Source organism: Xanthomonas sp. NCPPB 1325 (assembly GCF_041477645.2).
Taxonomy (GTDB): Bacteria; Pseudomonadota; Gammaproteobacteria; order Xanthomonadales; family Xanthomonadaceae; genus Xanthomonas; species Xanthomonas cannabis.
This window is the reverse complement of sequence record NZ_CM192985.1, coordinates 3,183,478-3,207,916: the sequence shown is the minus strand read 5'-3', so window position 1 is coordinate 3,207,916 and position 24,439 is coordinate 3,183,478. Positions and strand designations below refer to the sequence as shown.

Sequence of the window (24,439 nt, the reverse complement as noted above, 5' to 3'; positions counted from 1 at the left end):
TGCGGGAGAAGGATCGATCACTCGATCGGCTGATCCAGCATCAGCTCGCGTGCGAAGCGTACCGGTGGCGCGCCGTAGGACAGCATCTTGTCGTGATAGGCCTTCAGGTTGAAGCTCTCGCCCAGCTTGTCCTGCACCGCCTTGCGCGTATCCAGATGCTCCTGCACACCGACAAAGTAGGTCGGCAGCTGTGCGGACGACAACTGCGCGCGCACCCACTTGCCCGACGCTTCGCTTTCCTGCTGGAAGGTGTCGTGGGTCATCAGGTGCATCGCCTTGTCGCGATCCCAGCCGTCCACATGCACGCCCTGGTCGAGGATGGCATTGGCAATGGTGCGCAGGTAGAACTTGAGCTGCACCAGGTGGAACAGCGGGTCGTTATCCAGATAGCCCTGTTCCTGCATCATGCGCTCGGTGTACACCGCCCAGCCCTCGGCGAACATGCCCGAACGCAGCACCGCACGCAGCGTGGAGGGGAACTTGGCCGAATGCCAGCCTTCCAGGTAATGGCCCGGCGTGCCCTCGTGGATGCTGAGCAGGTGGATCATGCGGGTGTTGTACTCGCGCAGGAACGAATCGACCTGCTTGTCGTTCCAGTCGTCGGGAATCGGCGACACCGCATAGAACGTCTTCAGATTCTTGTCCAGCGGGCCGGGCGAATCGCAATACGCCACTGCCACGCCACGCTGGAATTCCGGCATGAGGATGATGTCCACCGGCGAATCGGGCAGCGTCATCAAATCCTTCTGGCGCACGAACTCGGTGGATTGCGCCAGTGCGGCCTTGGCGGCGTCCACCACCTTGTCGCGCGCGGGCTTGTCGGCATAGGCCAGTTCCAGCGCGGCCTCGATCGCGGCCTGCTGCTGGTCGTCGTTGGGCGATTCGGGCAGCTTGGGAGCGCCGGGCTTGTCCTTGAGCACGGTGCGCGCAATGCCGTACATCTCGCCGCGCACGCGCTTGAGTTCGGACTCGGCGCGTTGCTTGATCTCGGCACGCGACAGCGACGACAACAGCGCAAATTTCAGCTTCTGGTCGTATTTTTCCGCACCGACGCGGAAGTCGCCCTTGGCGTTGGGCACCAGCACGGTGTCCAGCCAGGTCTGCTGCTCGGCCACCGCCTTGCGCAGGTTGTCGATGGCCGCCTGCGCGCGCGCCGCCTCGATCGGGCCAAGCTGGCTGATGTTGGGCGCGATGAAGGTATCGACGATGCTGAGGATGCCCTTGTTCTGCTTGGCCACCGTCTCGGCATGGATCTTCGGCACGCGCGCCGGGTCCAGGTTCTCGCGCGACCGCGCAAAGATGCTGGGAATCTTTTCCATGCGCTGGGTGGCCGCGGCAAGGCGCTCGGGCAGCGGCGCGAACTCGCGCGCCATCAGGCCGTACAGCGCGCTGCCGGCCAGGCCGTTATAGACCTGCGGGTCCCAGGCCCAGCTTTGCAGCACCTCGGTATTCCAGATTTCCGACTGCAGCTGGTTGCGCAGGATCGCCGCATCCACCTGGTTCTCGCGCGAAAGCTTGGCCACGTCGATGGCATCCAGCTCGCCCAGCAGCTTCTTGCCGGCGTCCAGGCTGCGCTGGCGTCCTGCTGTGCTGAGGTCGTCGATCTGGGTGTCGAAGCGGTGGTCGCCGGTCTGGGTGGCGGTCACTGGCGACAGCTGCATCCAGGTGTCCAGCGCCTGTTTGGACAACGCCGCAAAGCGCGCATCCGGGGTCTGTGCGTCCTGGGCGGGAGCTGCGGTGGTGCCGGCTTGCGGCGATTCGGGCTGCTGCTGGCAGGCGCTCAGGCCGGCGATCAGGGCGAGGACAAGCAGGCGTTGACGCATCGTGGGTCCTGGTGGAAGCAAACCGCCAGCATAGGCAACTGTGCGGTTGTCCGCATCCGCCATTGGTTTAGAGTGGCGATCGCATCTACACCGCCCATCCGCCAGGCGGGCGCGGCCGCGGTGCATCCAGCCGAGCTGGCGCTCGCCCAGGCGGCAGCGCCTTCGCCAGGCACTACGCCCGATCGTCGCCGCGTTGCGGTGGCGCTTCCAAGGAGGAATACCCATGCACTACGCCGGTAGCTGTCATTGCGGACGCATCGCGTTCGATCTGGAGACCGAGACGCCGATCACCGAGGTCTACGACTGCAATTGCTCGTTCTGCCGCCGCCGCGGTGGCCTGCTCTGGTTTGGCGCGCGTACCCAACTGCACTTGCAGGCGGCCCCGGATGCGCTGGGCAGCTATCGCTTCAATCGGCAGCATATCGAGCATCATCATTGCCCGCAGTGCGGCATTGCGCCCTTCAGCGAGGGCGCGGACCCGAAGACCGGCGAAGCCGGCGTCGCGGTCAACGTGCGCTGCCTGCCCGGGCTGGATCTTGCCGGCCTGCGCGTCCACATGGTCGACGGGGCTAGCCGATGAGCCGCCGCTTGCGCAGGTACGCTATTGCGTTGCTGGTTGGTTGGGGGCTGAGCGGCTGTGCGCGTCCACCCGCAGAGATGGGTGGAGATGGTGGCGCCCCGGCCCCGGCGCCGCCCGCCGCGCAGGGCAACGCGCTGGCGTACGAACACGATGTCCGTATCGAGCTGCCGGCCGATCAGATCGGTCAACGCATCGCGTCGGTGCGCACGGCCTGCCAGAACGCGCAGTTCGGCAGCTGCGCGCTGCTGGCGGTGGAGCAGGAGGGCGGGCGCGATGCCAGCGGCAGCGTGCGCGTGCGGGTGGTGCCCGACGGGATCGAGCCGCTGGTGCAACTGGCCGGCCAGCACGGCGAGGTGGCAGCCCGCAGCACGCGTGCCGAAGACCTGGCGCAGCAGATCGCCGATACCGGCCTGGCCCAGGCGCGGCTGCAGAAGGAACACGCCCGCCTGCTGGAGTTGCAGCAACGTCGCGATCTGTCGGTGACCGATCTGCTCGCGTTGTCCAAACGACTGGCAGAAATCGAGGCCGAAGCGCAGCAGACCCAGCAGGACGCCGCGCAGCAGCAACGCCGCGTCCGCACGCAATTGCTGACGCTCACCTTCCGCAGCACCGGTGGCGAGCAGGGCAGGGGCGAGATTGCCGAGGCCGCGGCAGGGTTTGGCCAGGTGTTTTCGTCGAGTGTCGCGTTCGTGATCCGCGCAGTGGCGGCGCTGCTGCCGGTCGTGCTGCTGGCGGCCATCGCCGGCTGGCTGCTGTTGCAGGGGTGGCGCTGGCGCGCGCGGCGGCGCCGGATGTCCTGACCTATAGGGGGCCGGGCGGCGGTGCCGCTCCGGCTGGCGTCGTGCAGCGTTGGTGCTGCGCAGATGAAGTGGCCGCCTGTGGTGTGGTGGCGGCCGGTAGCACGCCGATCGACATGCAGACCTCAAGACCTCACGACAGGTCGATTACACGCACCGTTGGGTGCCGCAGCGCAGGCCTTGCCGGTGCGGCTCAGCCTTCGTCGAGCTCGTATTCGACAAACACATCCAGCTGCAGTGCCAGTTCCTGCACGGCATCGCGCACCTTTTGCGCGGTGGCCTCGTTGCCGGCTTCCACCTCGAACTCGTGGCTGCCCGGACCTTCATCGTCGGACAAGCCGGCCGAGCTGGAATCGTCGTCGTCCAGATGCGGCATCAGGTCGTCGACTTCTTCCACGTGCTCGATGCCTTCGATGCTCTGCAGCAGGTTGGCAATGGCACGCGCGTCGTCGTCGGTGCCGGTGATACGCATGCGAAGCGTGGGCATGGGACAGCTTCCTTGGGTTGGGGACCCAAAGCCTAGGCAGCGAAGAGACAAAATCAGGTGATGGCGCCGATGCCACGCCCGACTCCTTGCCACCCACGTCGCCGATCGGCGCATCTCCGCATCGGGAGCGCTGTGCACGTCGGAGGGGAGCGGCCAATGCGATGCAGTGTGTGCAGTGGAATGCGCACGCTCACGTGGGCGGGAGCGGGCCGGGTGCACGCATGGCAGGCGTGGCCAGACGTGCAACGCCTGCCATCGACCTGCGCAGCGAGTCGCGGCGGTGTCACCGTGTGCTCATGAAGATGGGGGACGTCACCCAGCGCAGTGCGTAGAGATGTGACAGCGCTGGCGTGCCGGTGCGTCAGATCCGCTGCAACGTAGCTGCGTCACCGTTGCCCGAGGCGATCATCGCCGTGCACCTGGCCTTTCGGGCGTCCGGCGCGCCGGCAACGCGACCAGCTCTGCCGGCAGCGCCGGCATCGGGGTGCGTTCGTCCAGTGCTTCGCGCTTGAGCCAGTCGATGAACAGTGCCGCCGCCGGGCTGGGTTCGCGGTGGCTGGGGTGTACGATGTAGTACGCGTAGCGCGCCTTGAGCGTGGGGCCCGGCAGGCGCACCAGTTCGTAGCGCTGCAGGTAGGGTTGGGCGATATGCTTGCGTGCCAGCACCGCGCCCAGGCCGTACACCGCCGCGCGCATGGCGTCGGTGCTGTCGTTGAAGGTGTGCATGGGCGGCAGCGTGGTGCCGCGCACCTGTGCGGCGCGAAACCAGTCGCGCCAGCCCTGCGGCGACATGTCGCTCAGCAGCGGCAACTGCGCGATCTGCGCCGGCGTGCGCAGCGCGGCCACTTCCGGCAACGACGGCGAAGCCACCGGAAACAGTTCGTCATCCATCAGGTGATGCGAGGTCAGCCCGGGCCAGGCGCCTTGTCCGTAGCGTATGCCCAGCTCGGGGCCGCCTTCTTCGAAACGCGAGAACGCCGGGTCCGACTGCAGGTCCAGCCGGATATGCGGATGCGCGCGACAGAAGCGCGGCAGCCGCGGCAATAACCAGCAGTACGACAGCGAGCGCAGCGTGGTCACGCGCAGCGGGATGGCGTCGTCGCGCGGATGCAGGTTGCCGGCCACCGCGGCGATCTCGGCCAGTGCGGCGGTGGCGGCATCGGCCAGCTGGCGGCCTTCGGCAGTGAGCTTGACGCCGCGCGGCAGGCGCTGGAACAGGGTCGCGCCGAGCAACGCTTCCAGCTTGCGCACATGGTGGCTGACCGCACTGGCGGTGAGGTGCAGTTCTTCGGCCGCATGCGCGAAATTCTGGTGGCGGGCGGCCGCGGCGAACACGCCCAGCGCAGGCAACAGGGTCGGACGTAGGTTCATCGAGGCATGAGTCAGATTTGTGGCTGACCCCGATACTACGCGCTTGTCGCGCCTGCGGCCGCAGCCGATGCTGCGTCATCCCATCGCGATGATCGTGCCATGTCCACCTGCCTGCCGGATGTCGTTGCCTGCCGTTTCAGCACATTGCGGCGCGTCGCAGGAGCCTGCCCGTGAGCGCACACCCCTCGACGCAGCCGCAGCTGGCGGCACGCGAATGGCGTACGCCGCTGGAGCTGGGGTTCCTCGGCATCGTCTGGGGCTGCTCGTTCCTGTTCATGCGGGTGGCCGCACCCAGGTTCGGCACCGTGGCGCTGGTGGAGATCCGCCTGGCATTGGGCGCATTGGTGTTGCTGCCGTTCCTGTGGCTGGCACGCGAGCGCTTCCCGCTGCGGCGCTGGCCGATGCTGGCGGCCATCGGCGTATTGAATTCCGCGTTGCCGTTTCTGCTGTTCGCCTGGGGCGCACAACACGCCCCGGCGGCCGTCGGGGCGATCTGCAATGCGATGACGGTGTTGTTCACCGCATTGATCGCGTTTTTGTTCTTCGGCGAAAAGATCGGCACGCGGCGCGCATTGGCCTTGCTGGTGGGCTTCATCGGCGTGCTGGTGCTGGCCACCGGCAAATCGGCGGGGCTGAGCGTGGGGCCGGCAGCACTGGCGGGCGCCACTGCCTCGTTGCTGTACGGCATCGGCTACAACCTGGTGAGGCGGCACATGGGCGACCTGCCACCGGCGGCATCGGCGGCGTCCACGCTGGGTTGCAGTGCGTTGCTGCTGGCACCGCTGGCGTGGTGGCAGTGGCCGACCACGCCGGTGCCGGCAGTGGCCTGGGCCTGCGCCACCGCGCTGGGCGTGGTCTGCACCGGGCTGGCGTTCCTGATGTACTACCGCCTGATCCAGCGCATCGGCCCGGCACGCGCGTCCACCGTGACCTATCTGGTGCCGGTGTTCGGTGCATTGCTGGCATGGTCGCTGCTGGGCGAACCGCTGACCTGGACCATGCTGGTCGCCGCAGTGCTGATCCTCGGCAGCGTCGCCTTCAGCCAGCGCGCCCGCTAGAACGAGCGCGCCCGCAGTTGCGAAGATGTCCGAGACCGGCTCTGCTTTCCCGATTCCCGATTCCCGATTCCCGATTCCCGATTCCCGATTCCCGATTCCGGAACTAGCCGGCAGGCGGCGCCCGCACCGGCAACGGCACATTGCACAGATCGATATGCCCGGCCGGGCGCTTGTAAAAAGCGTCCTTGCGATTGCGGCGGGCTTCGGCCACCTCACGGAAGGTCTGGCTGTCGGTGCGCAGCACCTGCAAGGGCGTACGTTCGGGCACCGGCACTTCGCTGGCCAGACGCATCGCGCGGATCGGCGAGCGCTGGGCGGGGTCTTCGTAAAAGCCCATCGGGTCCGGGCCACGCGGGATCACGCTCAGCAATTCCATGCCTTTGACCACGCGGCCAACCACAGTGATATTGCGGTCGAGCTGGCGCGGCGACTGCCCGGTGACCACGTAGAGTTCGGCGCCGATGCTGCTGTCGTCGTCGTTGTTGCGACCTGCACCCAGGGTGCCATAGCAGTGCGCCAGCCAGGTCTTGCCGTTGGCGCCGTCGCGGCCGACCGGAAAGCCATCGACGAAGCCGACCTGCGGCGCCCAGCCGTCGCTATCGGGCAGACGCTGGAAGTCCAGGCCCTGCGAGGTGCGCTCGAATTCGGCCGGCAGATGCGTTTTGGCCGATCCCAGTGACTTGGCCTTGCCCGGCGTCTCGCCGTCAGGGTCGCCGAACTGCACCACGAAATTATCCTGCGAGCGGTAGATGGTGAGCCCGTCCCAGAAACGTTCGTGGGCCAGCGTGCGGATGTTGCCGACATGCTCGGGCGCAAATTGTGGCGCCAGTTCGATGATGACCCTGCCGGTATCCAGCTCCAGATAGAGCGTGCGCTCCGGGTCGAGGACGCGCCACGCGTTGGCCGGTGAGCTGTCCAGGATCTGCTGCGGGCTGCGATAGGCCGCCTCGGCAGCAGCGGGCAGTGCGAGTGCGACGAGGCAGGCAGACGCCAGGCAGGCAGAAGCAACGGTGCGCAGCAGCATGAAGGCAACCAGCAGGGGAGATGGCTGATTCTTGACCAATGCGCGCAAGGACGCAAAGCGCCGGTGCGCAGACGGCAACGCCGGCGCGATGCGCCGGCGTCGTGTCACGCGTGCAGCGGGCAGGTTACGGGTTGCGCACGTGCGGGCTGGTGTGATGCGCAGCTGCGCCATGGTTGTTGCGGAACAACGGCACCAGCTGCCAGAGCGCGGAGATGCCGACCAGCGTGTAGACCACACGTGACAGCAGCGCATCCTGTCCACCGAACAGCGCCGCCACCAGATCGAACTGGAACAGGCCGACCAGGCCCCAGTTCAATCCACCGACGATAAGAAGCACCAGGGTGATGATGTTGATCGCTTTCATGCAGGCATTCCATGTGGGTTGGGAGGCCCCAGGGTCCGCATGCGGCAGCGAGTGTGTCGTGAGCATGGTCGCCGCGTGGCGCCGCGTGCAGACATTACGCTCACATCCGGGCACCCGGCGCGCGGCCTTGGCGCGGCTGAAACATCGATCACCGGCGCTGGCATGCAACGGCAGCGCGCCGTCACCGCGCGGGTTTGCGCCTGACGTAGAGCTGCTTGCGAACGCGTGCCACCACCTCTCCATCGCGGTTGTGCACTTCGTTCTCGAACCAGCGCAGATGCTTGCCGCCACCGGCAGTGGCTTCACGCAGCTCGGCCAGTACCTGGTCGTCGATCACGAAGTCCGCACTGACCGTTCCGCGCCCGGGTTTGATGAAATCGATGCTGCCGGCCTTGTCCCAGACGTAATAGTCGCGGCCCAGGTTCTGCATCACCAGCAGCATCCAGAACGGGTCGGTCATGGCGAACAGGCTGCCGCCGAAATGGGTGCCGACGTAGTTGCGATTCCACGGACGCTGCCGCAGTTCCACCCGCGCAAAACGGTAGTCGGCCGACAACACGGTGACGTGGATACCTGAAAACAGATACGGCGGCCACAGGTTGACGCCGAGTTTGAACAGGGAGGCGCGCATGCGGGCCGGAATCCATGGCGGGGCGGGTGCCCAGCATAACATTCGCATACGTATGGATGGGGCTTGGCCCGCACCTCGGCCTGCCCGCCGGTGTTCGTAGGAGCGGACCTGGCCGCGACGAGGTATGACCGCTGGTCGCCAATCGAGAGCTTCCCCGGTAAGGCTGCGTCGCGGCCAGGTCCGCTCCTACATGTCCATCTGGCGCCGCAGTGCCATCGGCTGTCAGAACACCAGCGCCGACATCTTGCGGCGATACCGGCCGACCAGGTCTTCGTCCTCGATCACACGGAATGCATCGATCAGGCTGCGACGCGGCAGGTTGTCCTCGAAGCTACGGTCCTGGCGCAGCATTTCCAGGAACTGTTCCAGCGCTGCCTCGTCGTTGCCGTCGAGCAGGTGGCGCACGCCGAGCAGGTGGCGGGCGCGCAGGTCGGCGCCATTGGCGGCCACGCTGGCCTGCAAGGTGTCGGCATCGGGGGCGTCCTTGAGCACATTGGCAAAGCCCAGTCGGGCCTTGGCGCGCACCGCGCGGTCGTCGGTGGCCAGGTTGGCGGGCAGGGCGTCGATCAACTGCTCGGCCTCGGCGGTGTCGCCGGTCTTCAGCAGCGCCAGCGCCAGGTCCAGCTTGAGCTCGTCCTTGTCCGGCTCGGCGGCGATGGCCTCACGCAGGGCCGCTGCCTGCGCCTGCGGGTCGAGCGGGGTGGGAGCCACTTCTTCGACCACCTGCGCCTCGGCCGGCAGCACGCCATGCTGGGTCAGGAATTCGCGCACCTGGCCTTCCGGCATCGCACCGGGAAAGCCGTCCACGATCTCGCCGCCCTTGACCAGGAACACCGTCGGCACCGAGCGGATCTGGAACGCCGCCGCGACCTGCTGTTCCTTGTCCACATCGACCTTGGCCAGCTCGAAGGCGCCGTGGTAGTCGGCGGCCAGCTTTTCCAGGATCGGCGTCAGCGTCTTGCAGGGCCCGCACCAGGTGGCCCAGAAGTCCACCAGCACCGGTGTCGTCAACGATTTCTGCAGGACCTCGGTCTCGAAGGTGTCGGTGGTGACATCGAATACATGCGGTTTGTCGGACATGGGCTTCCTGAAAGTAGTGACGGCAACAGTGGAGGGTAATGGTGGCAAACCCGGCCGACACAAGTCCGGCGCGGCTGCCAGGCCCAAGGGGTTCACGCCGCGCCCGCCCGGCACGACAATGCCGCGTCCTGGTGGCGCGCATGCGCCCCGCACCGGAGCACCACAATGGCAAGTACCGACAGCGCACAGCGCTACCTGGGCCTGATCGCGGCCACCGTCTTCGTGCTGGCGGTGGCCGGGTTTGGCGCCACGCTGCCCGGCTATCTGCAGGCCAGCCACCCGGTCGCGCTGCTGGGCGCGGCCGGCGTGCCGCACGCGCTGGGCTTCAACCTGCTGGCCTTCGTGCTGGTCGGCGTGCTGGGCATGGTGACGGGGGTCAGCCTGCTGGCGCGCATGCCGCCCAAGGCCGGCTGGAGCCTGCGCGTGGGTGGGCAACTGATCGTGCTGGCGGGGCTGGCCTTCGTCGGCATGGGCATGCTGCCGCTGGACCCCACCGACCTGGACGGCCGCGCCAGCCAGGCGCATGCCACGGCGTGGCTGTTGTGGGCGGTGGCCTTCGTGCCGGCCATGCTGTTGATCGCCGCGGCGCTGCTCAACGGGGCCGACACCCGTGGACTGGCCTGGCTCAGCCTGGTGGCCGGGCTGCTGGTGGCGGTGCTGGCGTTCGGCCCGCCCGGCCTGCTGCGGCAGGCGATTGCCCAGCGGCTGGCGTTCCTGGCCTGGGTCGGCTGGCTGGGGTTGGCCGCCTGGAGTTGGCCGGCCAAGCCGCCCGTGCTGCGGTAACGGTTTGGAGCACCTGCTGCACTGCGGTACCCTGTACCGCTTTGCACCGCCCGAGCATCCGCTCCCAATGTCCACCGTCGAACCGAACGCCTACGACCCCCAGCAGGTCGAATCTTCCGCCCAGCAGTTCTGGGATGCCACCCGCGCCTTCCAGGTCGACGAGAACTCGGACAAACCGAAGTTCTATTGCCTGTCGATGCTGCCGTACCCGTCCGGTGCGCTGCACATGGGCCATGTGCGCAATTACACCATCTCCGATGTGGTGAGCCGCTACAAGCGCATGACCGGCCACAACGTGCTGCAGCCGATGGGCTGGGATGCGTTCGGGTTACCGGCTGAAAACGCCGCGATCAAGAACAAGACCGCGCCGGCCAAGTGGACCTACGCCAACATCGAGCACATGCGCGGGCAGCTCAAATCGCTGGGCTACGCCATCGACTGGTCGCGCGAGTTCGCCACCTGCACGCCGGACTACTACGTGCACGAGCAGCGCATGTTCACCCGGCTGATGCGCAAGGGCCTGGCCTATCGCCGCAACGCGGTGGTGAACTGGGACCCGATCGACCAGACCGTGCTGGCCAACGAGCAGGTGATCGACGGTCGCGGCTGGCGCTCCGGCGCGCTGGTGGAAAAGCGCGAGATTCCGCAGTGGTTCCTGCGCATCACCGACTACGCGCAGGAGCTGCTGGACGGCCTGGACCAGCTGGACGGCTGGCCGGATTCGGTCAAGACCATGCAGCGCAACTGGATCGGCCGTTCGGAAGGCCTGGAGATCCAGTTCGACGTGCGCGATACCGACGGCGCCGCACTGGATCCGCTGCGCGTGTTCACCACCCGCCCGGACACGCTGATGGGCGTGACCTTCGTGTCGATCGCCGCCGAGCATCCGCTGGCCTTGCACGCGGCCAAATCCAACCCGGAACTGGCGCGTCTGCTGGAAGAACTCAAGCACGGCGGCGTCTCCGAAGCCGAGCTGGAAACCCAGGAAAAACGCGGCATGGCCACCGGCCTGACCGCAGTGCATCCGATCAGCGGCGAGCAGGTGCCGGTGTGGGTGGCCAACTTCGTGCTGATGGGCTACGGCACCGGCGCGGTGATGGCGGTGCCGGGCCACGACCAGCGCGATTTCGAATTCGCCAACAAGTACGGCCTGCCGATCGTGCAGGTGGTCAAGCTGCGCGAGCCGCGCAACGATGAAGAGCAGACCTGGGACGCCACCCAGTGGCGCGACTGGTACACCGACAAGAGCCGCGAGCTGGAGCTGATCAATTCGGCCGAGTTCGACGGGCTGGATTTCGGCGGCGCCTTCGAGGCACTGGCCGAGCGCTTCGAGCGCAAGGGCCAGGGCCAGCGCCGGGTCAACTACCGCCTGCGCGACTGGGGCGTGAGCCGCCAGCGTTACTGGGGCTGCCCGATTCCGGTGATCTACTGCGCCAAGTGCGGCGCGGTGCCGGTGCCGGAAGACCAGCTGCCGGTGGTGCTGCCGGAAAACGTGGAATTTGCCGGCACCGGCTCGCCGATCAAGACCGACCCGACCTGGCGCCAGACCACCTGCCCGGACTGCGGCGGCCCGGCCGAGCGCGAAACCGACACCTTCGACACCTTCATGGAGTCCAGCTGGTACGTGGCGCGCTACACCAGCCCCAATGCGCGCGACATGGTTGACCGCCGCGCCAACTACTGGATGCCGGCCGACCTGTATGTGGGCGGCATCGAGCACGCGATCCTGCACCTGATGTATTTCCGCTTCTATCACAAGCTCATGCGCGACGCGCGGCTGGTGGACAGCGACGAGCCGGTGACCAACCTGCTCACCCAGGGCATGGTCATCGCCGACACGTTCTATCGCGATGCCGACAACGGCGGCAAGGACTGGATCAATCCGGCCGACGTCGAGATCCAGCGCGACGAGCGCGGCCGCGTCACCGGCGCGGTGCTGATCGCCGACGGCCAGCCGGTGCACATCGGCGGCACCGAGAAGATGTCCAAGTCCAAGAACAACGGCGTGGACCCGCAGTCGATGGTGGCCAAGTACGGCGCCGACACCGTGCGCCTGTTCTCGATGTTTGCCGCACCGCCCGAGCAGTCGCTGGAGTGGAACGAGGCCGGTGTGGACGGCATGGCGCGCTTCATGCGCCGGCTGTGGGTGCAGGTGCACAAGCATGTGGGCGAGGGCGCTGCGGTTGCGCTGGATGCCGCCAGCCTGAGCGCCGAGCAGAAGGCGATCCGCCGCAAGACCCACGAGACCATCGGCAAGGTCAGCGACGACTATGGCCGCCGCCACAGCTTCAACACCGCCATTGCCGCGGTGATGGAACTGTCCAATGCGCTGGCCAAGTTCGACGATGCCAGCGACCAGGGCAGGGCCGTGCGCCAGGAAGCGCTGGAAGCGATGGTGTTGCTGCTCAACCCGATCACCCCGCATGCCAGCCACGCGTTGTGGCAGGTGCTGGGCCGTGGCGAGACGTTGCTGGAAGACGTGGCGTTCCCGCAGGCCGATGCCGGCGCGCTGGTGCGCGATGCGCTGACCCTGGCGGTGCAGATCAATGGCAAGCTGCGCGGCACCATCGACGTCGCTGCGGACGCCACGCGCGAACAGATCGAAGCGCTGGCGCAGGCCGAACCCAATGCCGCGAAGTTCCTCGACGGACTGACGATCCGCAAGATCATCATCGTGCCGGGCAAGATCGTGAACATCGTGGCGGGGTGAGGGTGGCGCAGTGGCCGGGTTGCCATGCCCGGTCCGGGCGGTGTGCCGGATCGGCGCTTGGCAGGCCCGGCTAGGTTTTCATTTGGTGCTGGCGATGCATTGCATCGGTAAGTCGCGATGCGCCGTTGCGCGTGTTGCCGCGTTTCCCGTGCATCACTTCCCTGGCGCTCGGCAACCGCACGCCAGGGTTGCCTCGGTGGTTCGTGGCATGCATTGCAGTGCCGCGTGGCGACGCGGTTTTCATTTCTTGGCGCCGCAATCCGTTGCGGCGCTTATCAAGCCCCGTTCACGCGTGCTGCGTCAGGCTAGCCGCCTGTTGCCGCCGCCGGGGCGCTCATCCAGACTGTGCCCATGATTCGATTTCCTACTGCCTTCGCTGCGTCCCTCGTGCTGGTCTCCAGCCTCACCGCCTGCGGCTTCCATTTGCGCAATTCGCTTGCGTTGCCGCCCGACACCCCGGCAGTGAAGGTGCAGTCCGCAGTGCAGTACAGCGAACTGGCCAAGTTGCTGCGGCGCGGCCTCAAGGGGGCTGGCGCCACCCTGGCCGATGAAGACGCCAAGACCGGCTTTGCGCAGGTGCAGGTGCTGTCCGAGCGGTGGGGCGACCTGCCGATCGCCATCGACAGTCAGGGCCGTGCCCAGGAATACAGCCTGCGCTATGCCGCCATCTTCACCGTTACTACGGCCAACGGCTCGGTGCTGGTGCCGCAGCAGGTGATCGAGCTCTCGCGCGACTACGTGTCGCCACCGGTGGATGCCACCGGTACCGCCACCGAGCGCGAGATCCTGGCCGACGAACTGCGCAAGGACATGTCCGCATCGATCCTGCGTCGCATCGACAGCGTGGTGCGTGCGCGTATCCAGCGCGGCGAAAGTCTGGAGAGCACCCCGACCGCGCCGCTGCCGCAGGCCACCACGCCGCCGGTGCAGCCGTCCACGCCCGAGTCGAGCGTGCCGGCGTCGCTGCCACCGGCGCCGACCTCGAACAACTGAGCGCGTGGGTATCGATACGACGACGCAGTGGCCAGGCGGGTACTGCCGACTAGCGCCGGCACGCGCGCTGGCGGCAGCGCGACTGCTGACTCCGCGGGCCATGACGCACCAGCGGCGCCTGGTCGCTGCCGGTCTGCACGCGCGGTCGTAGCCCATGGAACTTCGCCCAGAACAGCTGGCCGGCCAGTCCAGCCAGCCATTGCAGCCGGCCTATCTGATCGCCGGCCCGGAAACCTTGCGTGTGCTCGAAGCCGCCGACGCCATTCGTGCGCGCGCGCGCGCCGAAGGCATTGGCGAGCGCGAGGTGTTCGATGCCGACGGTCGTGATTTCGACTGGAACCAGCTGGATGCCAGCTTCAACGCGCCTAGCCTGTTCAGCCCGCGCCGTCTGGTCGAGGTGCGCCTGCCCAGCGGCAAGCCCGGCAAGGACGGCGCCGAGGTCATCACCCGTTTTTGCGCCAATCCGCCGCCGGACGTGGTGCTGCTGATCACCGCCAACGACTGGAGCAAGGCGCACCAGGGCAAGTGGGCCGAGGCCGTGGGCCGCATCGGCACCATTGCGGTGGCCTGGGCGATCAAGCCGCACGAATTGTCCGACTGGATCGAGCGCCGCCTGCGTGCACACGGCCTGCGTGCCGACGCGGCCGCCGTGCAGCGGCTGAGCGAGCGGGTGGAAGGCAATCTGCTGGCCGCCGCGCAGGAAATCGACAAGCTCGCCCTGCTGGCCGACGGCAAGACACTGGATCTGGAGGCGATGGAATCGCTGGTGGCCGATGCCGCGCGTTACGACGTGTTCCGCCTGGCCGAAACCACCTTCTCCGGCCAGCCGGTTGCGGTAGTCCGCATGCTGGCCGGGTTGCGCGCCGAAGGCGAGGCAGTGGCCGCGCTGATGCCGATCCTGATCAAGGAACTGCTGCGCACCGCAGCGCTGGCCAAGGTGCAGGCCAACGGCGGCAACCTGGCCGCCGAAATGAAGTCGCAAGGCATCTGGGAAGCGCGCCAGGCCCCGTTCAAGCGCGCGCTGCAGCGCCACCCGGAACCGCGCCGCTGGGAGCGTTTCGTCGCCGAGGCCGGCCTGGTCGACCGCATGGCCAAGGGGCGCGCCGACGGCGATGCCTGGGTCGGCCTGGAACGCCTGCTGGTGGCGGTCGCCGAAGCGCGTGCGGTGAGATTGCTGGCGTGAAGGCCGGGAGAGCCGGGACCCGGGACCCGACTCCCGGGTCTCGGGAAGGACAAGGGCAGCGAGCGCATTCCGATCACCTTGTGCAGCCCAGCCTTGCAACCGGCTCTCCCGGGTCCCGGGTCCCGGGTCCCGACTCCCGGCTCCACCTCTACTACGGCGGCACCTTCGACCCGATCCACCTGGGCCATCTCTCGATCGCCTGTGCGGCGCGCGACGAGCTGCAGACGCGCGTGCAGCTGATCCCGGCGGCCGATCCACCGCATCGCCCGGCGCCCGGCGCCACCGCCGCGCAGCGCGCGCACATGCTGGAGCTGGCGCTTGCCGATCGCCCGGGGCTGCTGCTGGATACCCGCGAACTACAGCGCGCCGCGCATAGCGGTGCGCCGTCCTACACCGTGGACACCTTGCGCGACCTACGTGCCGAACTTGGCCCCGGCGCGCCGATCGCCTGGCTGCTCGGCGCCGATGCCTTCGTAGGGCTGGAGCATTGGCACGAGTGGGAGGCCTTGTTCGGGCTGGCTCACTTTGTGGTGGCCGCACGTCCGGGCACCGCGCTGGAGCTGGCCGAAGCGCCGCAGCTGGCTGCGGCGGTGCAGGGCCGCTGGGTCGCCAGCGCCGACGACCTGGTCGCGGCGCCAGCGGGTCGCCTGTATCTGCTGCATCAACCGTTGCGCGGCGAATCGGCCAGCGCCGTGCGCTCGCGTATTGCTGCGGGCGGCGCCTGGCAGGCGCTGGTGCCGCCGTCGGTGGCCGGAGTGATCCAGCGCGAGGGTCTGTATGGCAGCGCTCGGCCGGCTAGCTGAACACGCGTCCGCCCGGACCGGCCTATAATTCACGCCAATTCCATCGAGTCGCCGCTTTGACCAGCCAAGCCCAAGTCATCAAGACCTCCCTTCCGAATCCGCCGCCGTCGGTGCCGGCCCTGTTGGCCACCGTGCGCGAAGCCGTCGAGGAACTGAAAGCCAAGGACGTGGTCGAGATCGATGTGCGCGGCAAGTCCAGCGTCTGCGATTACATGGTGATCGCCTCCGGCACCTCGACCCGCCACGTCAAATCGATCGCCGACGAAGTGGTCAAGTTCGCCAAGCGTCTGGACGTGATGCCGCTGGGTGTGGAAGGCGAGCGCGAAGCCGAGTGGGTGCTGGTCGACCTGGGCGATGTGGTGGTGCATGTGATGCTGCCGCGCGTGCGCGAGTTCTACGCACTGGAACGTCTGTGGACGGTGGGCGACCAGCGTCCCGATGAAGATTTCGCTGCCGACGCCGAGTAATCAAGTCTCAATGCCCAAGAAGCCCGCTGTTTCTTCTTCCGCGCTGCCGGCTTCGCAGGCGCTTCAACAGCTGAGCCGGCAACCGGACAACGCCGATACGCTGTCACCAGCGCGCAAGCGCTTCGATCGGCTGCTGCGCGATCTGCAGCAACATCGCACGCAGCTGCATGCCTGGCGCGATGCTGTCGAGCGTTGGCGTGCTCGCTATCACGCCGAGGTGTTGCCGCTGTTTGAGCAGCAGCGAGCGCTGGAGATCGAGCAGATCCACGCGCTGGACCGTGTGTATGCCTCGGTGAAGTTGAGCAAGACCGATCGTCGCCGCTTGTCGGACGAGATCTGCGAGTTGGCCGGCCCATTGATAGAAGCCGGTCATGTCGAACTCAAGCCCCTTTATGAGCGGCACAGCGAGATCGGCTACGACGAAGAGATGGCCGAATCCGATGAAATGATGAAACACGTCATCGGCGAGTTGTATGGATTGGATTCCGACGAGGTGGCTGGTGCGGATTCGCCCGAAGAGCTCTTCGAGCGGGTCAACGCGCGTCTGGAGCAGGCACAGGCACAGGCCGAACACGCCCGCTCCCAGGCCGAGCAGCAACACAGCGCCACGCGTCGTCGCTCCGCCAAAAAAGTCGCAGCGGTGTCCACCGAACCGCCTCCACTGCGTGAGTTGTATCGCAAACTTGCCAGCAGCCTGCACCCGGATCGCGCGACCGACGCGGACGATCACGGTGCCCGCACCGGGCTCATGCAGCGCCTCAATGCCGCTTACAAGTCCAACGATCTGCTTGGCCTGCTCGAACTACAGGCCGAGATCGGTCTACTGGATGCAAAGGGTGTGGATGCGATCAACCCGGTGCGCCTGCAGGAATACAACCGTGAGCTCGACCGGCAATGCAAGGAACTCAAAGACCAGCTCACTCAGCACGCGATGGAGTTTTGCTACACGTACGATCTTGATCTGCCGTCGCAGCCCAAGCCTGAGCGGTTGGATGCATTAATGACCCGTTACAGACGCGATGTCGCCCGAGATCTCGACGAAGTGCGGCGTGAGCGCCGGATTGTGGATGCCCTGCGCGATGCGCCAGCGGTCAAGCGCTGGCTCAAGTTTCGCAGCGCCACAGCGGGCATGCTCGACGCACCCTGGTTCTGACAGGCGCGCATTCGCCAGTCGGCGGTACTGAGTCAATGCTGCAGGTTACCTGATCGATGCCGCACGCAACACGTGGTCCGTCCGGTATCGTCGCTTCGCGACACGCTGATAAAAGTAGGCGTACAGCAGACATCTCAAGGCGGATGACCAAAGACACGTCGACAGCCGCTTTCCGCCAACGACGGGCAAATCCTGGCCGGACACGCACGGCCTGCCACGACCGCGCGTGTCCTCCACACCGCTTACAACGGTCCGCGTTCCCACGGCCCGGTGATCGCCAGGGTGATGCCGGGGGTCTGGATGTTGACGAACAAGGTGCGCGCCAACGGGTCCCAGCACGCACCGCAGAACTCGGTGTCGCGGTAGTCGCCTTCGGCAATGGTCTTGCCGGCACCGGCGATCTGCTGCGAGGTCAGCTGCACGTTGTTCTTCGCAAGATAAAACGATTCGCCGTTGCGGGTCAGGCCCAACAAGCGTGCGCCGGGGCCGTATTCGTCCGGGCTTTCGCCGCCGTCTTCGCACAGCACCACACCACCGCGCGCGCTGACCGTCACGTTGTCCGGGTTGTGCGCGGCCAGCTGATTGCCGCTGACGAATAGTGCGCTCAGGCGTTGGGTAAACAGGTCCAGCACCCACACCGCGCCATTGCCGTAACCGCGGCGGCCCTGCGCATCCACACCGGTGCTGGTGTCGACGATGAAGATCTTGCCGTAGCTGTACCAGATGCCTTCGCCGCGGCTCATGCGCAGCGCGCCATCGGCCCAGGCCTGCGCGAACGGCCCGCTCAAGGTGTCGTTGGCGCCGATGTCGGCAAAGCCGGCCGGTGCGGCGATGCTGTCCAGATCGGGCTCGGCGATATCCACCCACTCCAGCTGGAACTGCTGGCCGATGCTGGCCACGGTCAGGTCGGCATTGCGACGCCCGCGCACGCGTGCGGCCTGCAGCCGGCCGCCGTTTTCCAGCGACCCGTTGCGGCCGCGCCGGTCGTTGGGGATGAAGCGATACAGGCCGGCCTTGTTGCGGTCGTCTTCGGTGAGATAGACGATGCCGGTGCGCGGGTCGATCGCCACCGCCTCGTGGCTGAAACGGCCCAGACCCACCAACGGCCGGCCGGTGGTGCGATGACTGTCGGGGTCCACTTCGAACACGTAGCCATGCTTGCGACCGGTGCTGGACATTGCGTTGGTCTTGATCTCTTCGCAGCTCAGCCAGGTGCCCCAGGGGGTCGGGCCGCCGGCGCAGTTGACCAGGGTGCCGCCCAGGCTGGGCTCCAGGCTGCCCCAGCCGCGCCGGCCGTAACTCAGCGTGGTGGTGCCGCCGCCGGCCTGCTGGGTGCCGCTGACGATGCCGGTGTCGTACATCGCCGGCGCGCGGAACGGCGTGGTGGCGCCGCGTTCGTGGTTGCGGATCAGCACGTATTCCAGGCCGCGCAGCGGATCGCTGCCCGGGTGCCAGTCGGGCCGGCGCAGGCCGACCACGGCCATGCCGTCGTGGCGGTCGGGGCAGGGCTGTCCGTCGTCCATGCGGTCACCGCTCCAGCCGAACGAGCGGTAGCTGAAACCGCGTGGCAATTGCAGCAATGGCAAGCCGGTGCTCTGGTCGGCCACCGGGGCGAGCGGGCCGTAGCGGCTGGGAACCGGCGCAAGCCGCGACGACGGCGAGGTGGCGGCCTGGGCCTGGCGCGATTGCAAGGCGCTCAAGCTGCCAAGGGCGCCAGCGGCCATGACGGCGGCGCTGCCCTTGAGAACCTGGCGGCGGGCGGGATCGAAAATCGGCATCGAACGACTCCTGCGGGGCTGGGTGGTCGGGCGACACTAATTGCCGGCTGTAACGACACCATGACACGCAGCGACACATCGGCACGGACTGCCCAGGCTGTGACGCGGATATCATGTCGCCATGAAATGCCGACTCATCGCCACCGGCGAGCGCGCACCAGCCTGGGTGGCGCAAGGTTTTGCCGAATATCAAAAGCGTCTGTCGCACTGGATGCCGCTGGAGCTGGTCGAGATCGAACCCGGCCTGCGTGGCAAGGGCCGCGACGCGCAACGCGCCATCGATGACGAGGGCCGCCGCGTACTGGCCGCACTGCCCAAGAACGCGCATGTCGTGGCACTGGATGTGCCCGGTCGCCCCTTGAGTTCAGAGCAGCTTGCCCAGCGCATGGAGCACTGGCGCGGGCAGGGCCGCGATCTGGCGTTTCTGATCGGCGGCCCGGAAGGGCATGCGGCCGAGGTCTTGAAGAGCGCCAACGAAAGTTGGTCGATCGGCCCGCTCACGCTCCCGCACATGCTGGTGCGCCTGATCGTGGCCGAACAGCTGTATCGCGCCGCGGCGATGCTGGCCAATCATCCGTACCACCGCGCGTAAGCGGTGGGCGCCTGGTGGCTCTCGGCATGGCTGTATCTGTGCCGGCCTGAGGCAGGCTGCCAGCGGTCGGCCGGCACAGGAATGGCTACCGAACCTGATTGCGCACGGCCATCCGCCCCCGATTGACGGTCATGCGTCTGCACGTGACCGTACGCCCGACTGCCGGTCACAGGTATTTACTGACTGCCAGGTAGGCGCGTCGCGCCGTCTCGGCATTAGACATGACGCTATCGGGCATCTTTGCTGGGAACGGTGGAGCCTGCTACGCGCGCGTCATCGACATATCGATCGCTACTTTGTCGCCAGGATTCGCGCCTGCGCGGTGCACTGCCGTGGCTGGTTCCAGACCATGGCCTTACGCCAGAGTGGTAGGCCGATGCCCTGCGCAGCGCATCGAAGACGGTGACCCGATGCCCGGGCCACCGCATTCGACCACGCATCAATTCAACGAAAAACTCACCGGCACCAGGCCGTAGGCCTGCACCGCCTGGCCGTTCTGCATCGCCGGCTGGAAGCGCCAGCTACGCAGCACCTGGCTACGTGCGGCCAGATCGAGCACCCGATGACCGCTGCTGGTCTGCACGCTCACTTCGGCCGGGCGTCCATCGGTGCCGACCAGCACGCGTAGCAGGACCGTGCCTTGTTGGCCGGCGCGCAATGCGGCCGCCGGGTAGCTCGGCGCTGGCGAACTCAAATATTGCAATTGGCCTGCTTCGATCGGCCCGCTGGGCGCAGTTGTCGTCGGGGTGCTTTCTGCGACGACGTCGGAGACTGTTGCCGGAACGGCAAACGCTGCGTGATCGACAACGGGCTCCTGACTGAACACCGCGGTCTGCACCGGTACCGGTAGCGTTTTGGTGGGCGAATGCGCTTTCGGCTTGAACGTCACTTCGACCGGAAACACCGGTGGCGGTGGCGTCGGGATGCTCATCGGCATCACCCACCGCTCCTTCGGCACGGTCTGCTGCGGAATCGCCCGATGCGAGAGCGGAATCAACAACAGGCCACCGGCCAGGAGATGCAGTGCCACGGCGGTGCTCATCGCCAGGACGCGCGAGCTGTCGATGCCAAGGGGACGGGAAGAAACCTGCGATTGCGTGCGAACCATCATCCACCTCCAGAACGGAACTGCGGAAAGGACCAGCGCGGCCCGGACGCCTTACACCATCCGGTGGCGTAGGTTTACCGCAGCGCGCGCACCGGCACAAGCACGGCGCAGACATTCGTCTGGCGCAACGGATCGGCACGGGCCTGCGGATGCACTCCATCAAGGTCGCGGCGTCAATCCGCCGGCATTCTTCGAGGTGCCAGCTTTGATCGTGTCGCCACTGAAAACGCCCAACCGAAGCTGGGCGTTTTGGCAGAAAAGCCCGGCCGCTTGCAGGGCCGGGGAAACGACATTGACGGGAGAGGGCGTCAGTAGTCGTAAGACACCGAGAACATGGCGTAGCGCGGCTGGGTGAAAAACCGGCCCATGTTGTAGGTGTTGGACAGCGTGAACGTGTCGTCTTCCCAGGTGGAATCAACCTGCAGCGGCTTGCGCTCATGTTGAAGGCCTGCAGGGCCACCGCAAGCTTGTTGTCTGCAAAGGCAGGCGGTAGGTCAGGCACGGGTCGACGATCTTGGTCTAGGGCAAGTCACCGACCCTCACATTCGAACCAATCTGATCGCCGGCAGCGAGCGGCTGCGATGGTCCTTGGCCGATGATCCGTTTCGCGCCCACAAACGACGCTGCCCTCCGAAGAGGGCAGCGCGGAACGGCGATTGGCGGAGTCCGTTTTCTTAGCGACCGAGCTCGAATGTCACGTCCAGAGTGATCGAGAGTGTGCTTTCGCCGGGGGCCACCGGGGTGTCCATTTCGGCCTTGGCCGAGCGCATCGAGGCGGCCATCATCATCGGGCGCGCGCCGCCGCCACTGCGGCCTTCGGAAATGCTGACGATACGGCGCACCTTCAGACCCAGCGATTTGGCGTAGGTCTCGGCGCGGGTCTGCGCCTTCTTCAGTGCGGCGACGCGGGCTTCGTCGTACACCGGTTCGGGTTGGTCGATCGAGAAGCTGGGACCATTGATGTCGTTGGCGCCGTGTGCGACCAGGGCGTCGAGCACCTTGCCGAGCTTGGCGATGTCGCGGACCTTGAGGCTGACCGTGTTGCTGGCCTGGTAGCCGTTGATCTTGGGTGCCTCGTTTTCCTCGTAGGTGTACTGCGGGCTCAGGTTGATGCCGCTGGTCTGCACGTCCTTGTCGGCGATTCCGGCCGCCTTCACGGCGCTCATGACCTTGCTCATCTGCTCGGCGTTCTGGCGCATGGCGGCGTTGCCGTCGGCGGCCTGGGTGACGACGCCGGCGGATAGCGTGGCGATGTCCGGCACGCGCTTGGCCTCGGCCTCGGCCGACACGTTGAGCAGGGTGCCGTCGTTGGGAATGGTGTAGCTCGGGGCAGTCTGGGCGTGGGCGGTCATGGCGGTTCCGGCGGCGATGGACAGGGCCAGCAACAACGGCTTGAGGGTGGTACGCATGGGATCTCCTTGTCTGTGGCGAGAGCGTGTTGGGAGGTCGATGAATATGTTGTGAGCCGGACGCCACCGCGCAGCGCGGACGCGAGTGCCGAGTCAGCGGGCGGGCACGGGCAACAGGTATGCTGGGCGGATGCTCTATCTCGCCTCGCGCTCGCCGCGCCGACAAGAACTCCTGCAACGCCTGGAGGTGCCGTTCCAGACGCTGGAGCTGGACGTGCCCGAGCTGCGCGCGCCGGACGAATCGCCCGAACACTACGTGCAGCGCGTCGCGCTGGACAAGGCGCACGCCGGGCTTGCGCAGGTGCGCGCGCGCGACCCCGACGCCATCGTGCTGGGCTCCGACACCGAGGTGGTGTTGGGCGATCGGGTATTCGGCAAGCCGGTCGATGGCGCCGATGCGGTCGCGATGCTGCGCGCGCTGTCCGGGCGCACCCACCAGGTACTCACGGCGGTGGCTCTAGTCTGCACGCAGCGGGCGCCGGCGCAGGCCTTGGTGGTGTCGGAGGTGACCTTCGACACGCTCGATGACGCGCAGATCGCTGCCTACGTCGCCTGTGGCGAGCCGATGGGCAAGGCCGGCGCGTATGCGATCCAGGGGCGCGCGGAGCGTTTCATTCGCCATCTGTCCGGGAGCTATTCCGGCGTGATGGGATTGCCGCTGTATCACACCTCGCAGTTGCTCACAGCCTTCGGAGCGCATTGATGTCGGAAGAGATCCTGGTCAACGTCACCCCGCGCGAAACCCGCGTGGCGGTGATCGAGAACGGCATGCTGCAGGAGCTGCATATCGAGCGCGGTTGGCGTCGAGGCGTGGTGGGCAACATCTACAAGGGCAAGGTGCAGCGGGTGATGCCGGGCATGCAGGCCGCGTTCGTCGAGGTGGGGCTGGAGCGCGCCGCGTTCCTGCACGCCAACGACGTGGTGCGCCCGGCACCGGCGCCGGCCAGCGTGGTCGATACCGAAGAAACCCCGATCCCGCCGCCGCCGCCCGCTGCGGTGCCGATCGTGGAGCTGCTGCGCGACGGTCAGGACATCGTGGTGCAGGTGGTCAAGGACCCGATCGGCACCAAGGGCGCGCGGCTGACCACGCAGATCAGCATTCCTTCGCGCTATCTGGTGCTGCTGCCGCAGTCCAAGGTCGTCGGAGTGTCGGCACGGATCGAGGACGAGGCCGAGCGGCTGCGCCTGAAGACCATCGTCAGCGAGGTCTCGGCCCAGCACGGCGGGTTCGGCTACATCATCCGCACCAACGCCGAGGGCCAGCCGGCCGAAGCGTTGGCCGAGGACATCGCGTATCTGTCGCGGGTCTGGAACGTGGTCGAGCGGCGCGGTCGCGAAGCGCCGTCGTGCAGCATCATCTATGAAGACCTGAGCCTGCCGCTGCGGGCGGTGCGCGATTTGATCCGGCGCGACGTGGAGAAGGTCAAGGTCGATTCCAACGAGACCTTCGCGCAGCTGCAGGCGTTCGTGGCCAAGTACATGCCGGTGCTGGCCGAGCGGCTGGAGCTGTACACCGGCGACCGGCCGATCTTCGACCTGTACGGGGTCGAGGACGAGATCGGGCGTGCGTTGAACAAGCAGGTGCCGCTCAAGTCCGGCGGTTATCTGGTGATCGACCAGACCGAAGCGATGACCACCATCGACGTCAACACCGGCTCGTTCGTGGGGCAGCGCAATCTGGAAGAAACCGTGTTCCGCACCAACCTGGAGGCGGCGCAGGCAGTGGCGCGGCAGCTGCGGCTGCGCAACCTGGGCGGCATCATCATCATCGACTTCATCGACATGGACGACCCGGAGCACCGCCGCCAGGTGCTGCGCACGCTGGAGAAGGCGCTGGCGCGTGACCATGCCAAGACCACCGTGTACGAGTTTTCGCCGTTGGGCCTGGTGGAGATGACCCGCAAGCGCACCGTGGAAAGCCTGGAGCGTCAGCTGTCGGAAACCTGCGGCCAGTGCGGCGGGCGCGGCACCATCAAGACCGCCGAAACGGTGACCTACGAGATCTTCCGCGAGATCACCCGTGCCGTGCGCCAGTTCGACGCCGCGCGGCTGCTGGTGATCGCCTCGTCCAAGGTGGTCGCGCGCATCACCGACGAGGAATCGGCGGCCGTGGCCGAGCTGGAGGAGTTCCTCGGCAAGAGCATCCGCTTCCAGTCCGACGACCAGTACCTGCAGGAGCAGTTCGATGTGGTGTTGCTGTGAATCCGGGAATCGGGAATCGGGAGTGGGGAATCGGCTTGAAGCG

Annotated in this window: 23 protein-coding genes and 1 pseudogene; 13 read left to right on the top strand and 11 right to left on the bottom strand. The window is 66.8% G+C overall.

Annotation, left to right across the window (positions count from 1 at the left end; translation table 11 throughout):
• Nucleotides 1–17 precede the first annotated feature (17 nt).
• Complete coding sequence (locus tag ACCQ10_RS13680) at nucleotides 18–1,823, bottom strand: DUF885 domain-containing protein (RefSeq protein WP_372360984.1); 1,806 nt, start codon at nucleotides 1,821–1,823, stop codon at nucleotides 18–20.
• A gap of 223 nt (nucleotides 1,824–2,046) precedes the next feature.
• Here ACCQ10_RS13680 and ACCQ10_RS13675 point away from each other — a divergent pair, with 223 nt between their 5' ends.
• Together ACCQ10_RS13675 and ACCQ10_RS13670 are read left to right on the top strand one after the other, a co-directional pair.
• Entirely contained in the window at nucleotides 2,047–2,403 is a 357-nt protein-coding gene (locus ACCQ10_RS13675; RefSeq protein WP_372360983.1) for a GFA family protein, read from the top strand.
• Nucleotides 2,400–3,203: a DUF4349 domain-containing protein gene (locus ACCQ10_RS13670; protein WP_372360982.1), complete on the top strand. Its 804-nt coding sequence runs from the start codon at nucleotides 2,400–2,402 to the stop codon at nucleotides 3,201–3,203. The genes ACCQ10_RS13675 and ACCQ10_RS13670 overlap by 4 nt, the downstream gene beginning before the upstream one ends.
• 190 nt (nucleotides 3,204–3,393) lie before the next feature.
• Here ACCQ10_RS13670 and ACCQ10_RS13665 read toward each other — a convergent pair whose 3' ends face one another.
• Both ACCQ10_RS13665 and ACCQ10_RS13660 read right to left on the bottom strand, forming a co-directional pair.
• Complete coding sequence (locus tag ACCQ10_RS13665; protein ID WP_039412560.1) at nucleotides 3,394–3,687, bottom strand: hypothetical protein; 294 nt, start codon at nucleotides 3,685–3,687, stop codon at nucleotides 3,394–3,396.
• 405 nt (nucleotides 3,688–4,092) lie between these two features.
• Complete coding sequence (locus tag ACCQ10_RS13660) at nucleotides 4,093–5,058, bottom strand: LysR substrate-binding domain-containing protein (RefSeq protein WP_039412562.1); 966 nt, start codon at nucleotides 5,056–5,058, stop codon at nucleotides 4,093–4,095.
• A gap of 170 nt (nucleotides 5,059–5,228) precedes the next feature.
• Here ACCQ10_RS13660 and ACCQ10_RS13655 point away from each other — a divergent pair, with 170 nt between their 5' ends.
• Nucleotides 5,229–6,116 carry a DMT family transporter gene (locus ACCQ10_RS13655; RefSeq protein ID WP_372360981.1) on the top strand — a complete coding sequence of 296 codons (888 nt, stop codon included), beginning with the start codon at nucleotides 5,229–5,231 and terminating at the stop codon, nucleotides 6,114–6,116.
• Nucleotides 6,117–6,219: 103 nt separating this feature from the next.
• On the opposite strand, the gene ACCQ10_RS13650 is transcribed toward ACCQ10_RS13655, so the two are convergent.
• The 4 genes from ACCQ10_RS13650 to trxA form a co-directional block, all read right to left on the bottom strand.
• Complete coding sequence (locus tag ACCQ10_RS13650; RefSeq protein ID WP_039563969.1) at nucleotides 6,220–7,140, bottom strand: peptidylprolyl isomerase; 921 nt, start codon at nucleotides 7,138–7,140, stop codon at nucleotides 6,220–6,222.
• Nucleotides 7,141–7,264: 124 nt separating this feature from the next.
• Nucleotides 7,265–7,504, bottom strand: coding sequence for a DUF378 domain-containing protein (locus tag ACCQ10_RS13645; protein ID WP_039412568.1), 240 nt, complete (start codon nucleotides 7,502–7,504; stop codon nucleotides 7,265–7,267).
• 181 nt (nucleotides 7,505–7,685) lie between these two features.
• Nucleotides 7,686–8,135, bottom strand: a complete 450-nt coding sequence (locus ACCQ10_RS13640; protein ID WP_039412570.1) for a DUF4442 domain-containing protein — start codon at nucleotides 8,133–8,135, stop codon at nucleotides 7,686–7,688.
• Nucleotides 8,136–8,357: 222 nt separating this feature from the next.
• Nucleotides 8,358–9,215 carry a thioredoxin gene (gene trxA / locus ACCQ10_RS13635; RefSeq protein ID WP_039563966.1) on the bottom strand — a complete coding sequence of 286 codons (858 nt, stop codon included), beginning with the start codon at nucleotides 9,213–9,215 and terminating at the stop codon, nucleotides 8,358–8,360.
• A gap of 165 nt (nucleotides 9,216–9,380) precedes the next feature.
• On the opposite strand from trxA, the gene ACCQ10_RS13630 reads away from it, so the two are divergent.
• From ACCQ10_RS13630 to ACCQ10_RS13600, 7 genes are all read left to right on the top strand, one after another.
• Nucleotides 9,381–9,998, top strand: a complete 618-nt coding sequence (locus ACCQ10_RS13630; RefSeq protein WP_372360980.1) for a DUF998 domain-containing protein — start codon at nucleotides 9,381–9,383, stop codon at nucleotides 9,996–9,998.
• Between the two features lie 67 nt (nucleotides 9,999–10,065).
• The gene (gene leuS / locus ACCQ10_RS13625; protein ID WP_372360979.1) at nucleotides 10,066–12,708 is read left to right on the top strand and encodes a leucine--tRNA ligase; all 2,643 of its coding nucleotides are present in this window, start codon (nucleotides 10,066–10,068) and stop codon (nucleotides 12,706–12,708) included.
• A 351-nt stretch (nucleotides 12,709–13,059) separates the two neighbouring features.
• A complete protein-coding gene (locus tag ACCQ10_RS13620) occupies nucleotides 13,060–13,701 on the top strand; it encodes an LPS-assembly lipoprotein LptE (RefSeq protein ID WP_372360978.1) in 642 nt (213 codons plus the stop codon).
• Between the two features lie 154 nt (nucleotides 13,702–13,855).
• Nucleotides 13,856–14,884, top strand: coding sequence for a DNA polymerase III subunit delta (holA, locus tag ACCQ10_RS13615; RefSeq protein WP_047695698.1), 1,029 nt, complete (start codon nucleotides 13,856–13,858; stop codon nucleotides 14,882–14,884).
• Nucleotides 14,881–15,687, top strand: coding sequence for a nicotinate-nucleotide adenylyltransferase (gene nadD / locus ACCQ10_RS13610; RefSeq protein WP_372360977.1), 807 nt, complete (start codon nucleotides 14,881–14,883; stop codon nucleotides 15,685–15,687). The genes holA and nadD overlap by 4 nt, the downstream gene beginning before the upstream one ends.
• 56 nt (nucleotides 15,688–15,743) lie before the next feature.
• A complete protein-coding gene (gene rsfS, locus ACCQ10_RS13605; RefSeq protein ID WP_184439087.1) occupies nucleotides 15,744–16,154 on the top strand; it encodes a ribosome silencing factor in 411 nt (136 codons plus the stop codon).
• Nucleotides 16,126–17,307, top strand: coding sequence for a J domain-containing protein (locus ACCQ10_RS13600; protein ID WP_372360976.1), 1,182 nt, complete (start codon nucleotides 16,126–16,128; stop codon nucleotides 17,305–17,307). The genes rsfS and ACCQ10_RS13600 overlap by 29 nt, the downstream gene beginning before the upstream one ends.
• A 242-nt stretch (nucleotides 17,308–17,549) precedes the next feature.
• Here ACCQ10_RS13600 and ACCQ10_RS13595 read toward each other — a convergent pair whose 3' ends face one another.
• Nucleotides 17,550–19,085: an alkaline phosphatase PhoX gene (locus ACCQ10_RS13595; protein ID WP_372360975.1), complete on the bottom strand. Its 1,536-nt coding sequence runs from the start codon at nucleotides 19,083–19,085 to the stop codon at nucleotides 17,550–17,552.
• A gap of 121 nt (nucleotides 19,086–19,206) precedes the next feature.
• Between ACCQ10_RS13595 and rlmH the strand changes: the two genes are divergently transcribed.
• A complete protein-coding gene (gene rlmH / locus ACCQ10_RS13590; RefSeq protein WP_039411730.1) occupies nucleotides 19,207–19,677 on the top strand; it encodes a 23S rRNA (pseudouridine(1915)-N(3))-methyltransferase RlmH in 471 nt (156 codons plus the stop codon).
• A gap of 439 nt (nucleotides 19,678–20,116) precedes the next feature.
• Here rlmH and ACCQ10_RS13585 read toward each other — a convergent pair whose 3' ends face one another.
• From ACCQ10_RS13585 to ACCQ10_RS13575, 3 genes and pseudogenes are all read right to left on the bottom strand, one after another.
• Nucleotides 20,117–20,788, bottom strand: a complete 672-nt coding sequence (locus tag ACCQ10_RS13585) for an energy transducer TonB (protein WP_506191957.1) — start codon at nucleotides 20,786–20,788, stop codon at nucleotides 20,117–20,119.
• Nucleotides 20,789–21,093: 305 nt separating this feature from the next.
• A pseudogene (locus ACCQ10_RS13580) lies at nucleotides 21,094–21,304 on the bottom strand (hypothetical protein); the annotation flags it as partial.
• Nucleotides 21,305–21,459: 155 nt separating this feature from the next.
• Nucleotides 21,460–22,194 carry an SIMPL domain-containing protein gene (locus ACCQ10_RS13575; RefSeq protein ID WP_372360974.1) on the bottom strand — a complete coding sequence of 245 codons (735 nt, stop codon included), beginning with the start codon at nucleotides 22,192–22,194 and terminating at the stop codon, nucleotides 21,460–21,462.
• A gap of 130 nt (nucleotides 22,195–22,324) precedes the next feature.
• Here ACCQ10_RS13575 and ACCQ10_RS13570 point away from each other — a divergent pair, with 130 nt between their 5' ends.
• Both ACCQ10_RS13570 and rng read left to right on the top strand, forming a co-directional pair.
• Nucleotides 22,325–22,897: a Maf-like protein gene (locus ACCQ10_RS13570; RefSeq protein WP_372360973.1), complete on the top strand. Its 573-nt coding sequence runs from the start codon at nucleotides 22,325–22,327 to the stop codon at nucleotides 22,895–22,897.
• Nucleotides 22,897–24,396, top strand: a complete 1,500-nt coding sequence (gene rng, locus ACCQ10_RS13565; RefSeq protein WP_047695708.1) for a ribonuclease G — start codon at nucleotides 22,897–22,899, stop codon at nucleotides 24,394–24,396. The genes ACCQ10_RS13570 and rng overlap by 1 nt, the downstream gene beginning before the upstream one ends.
• Nucleotides 24,397–24,439 lie beyond the last annotated feature (43 nt).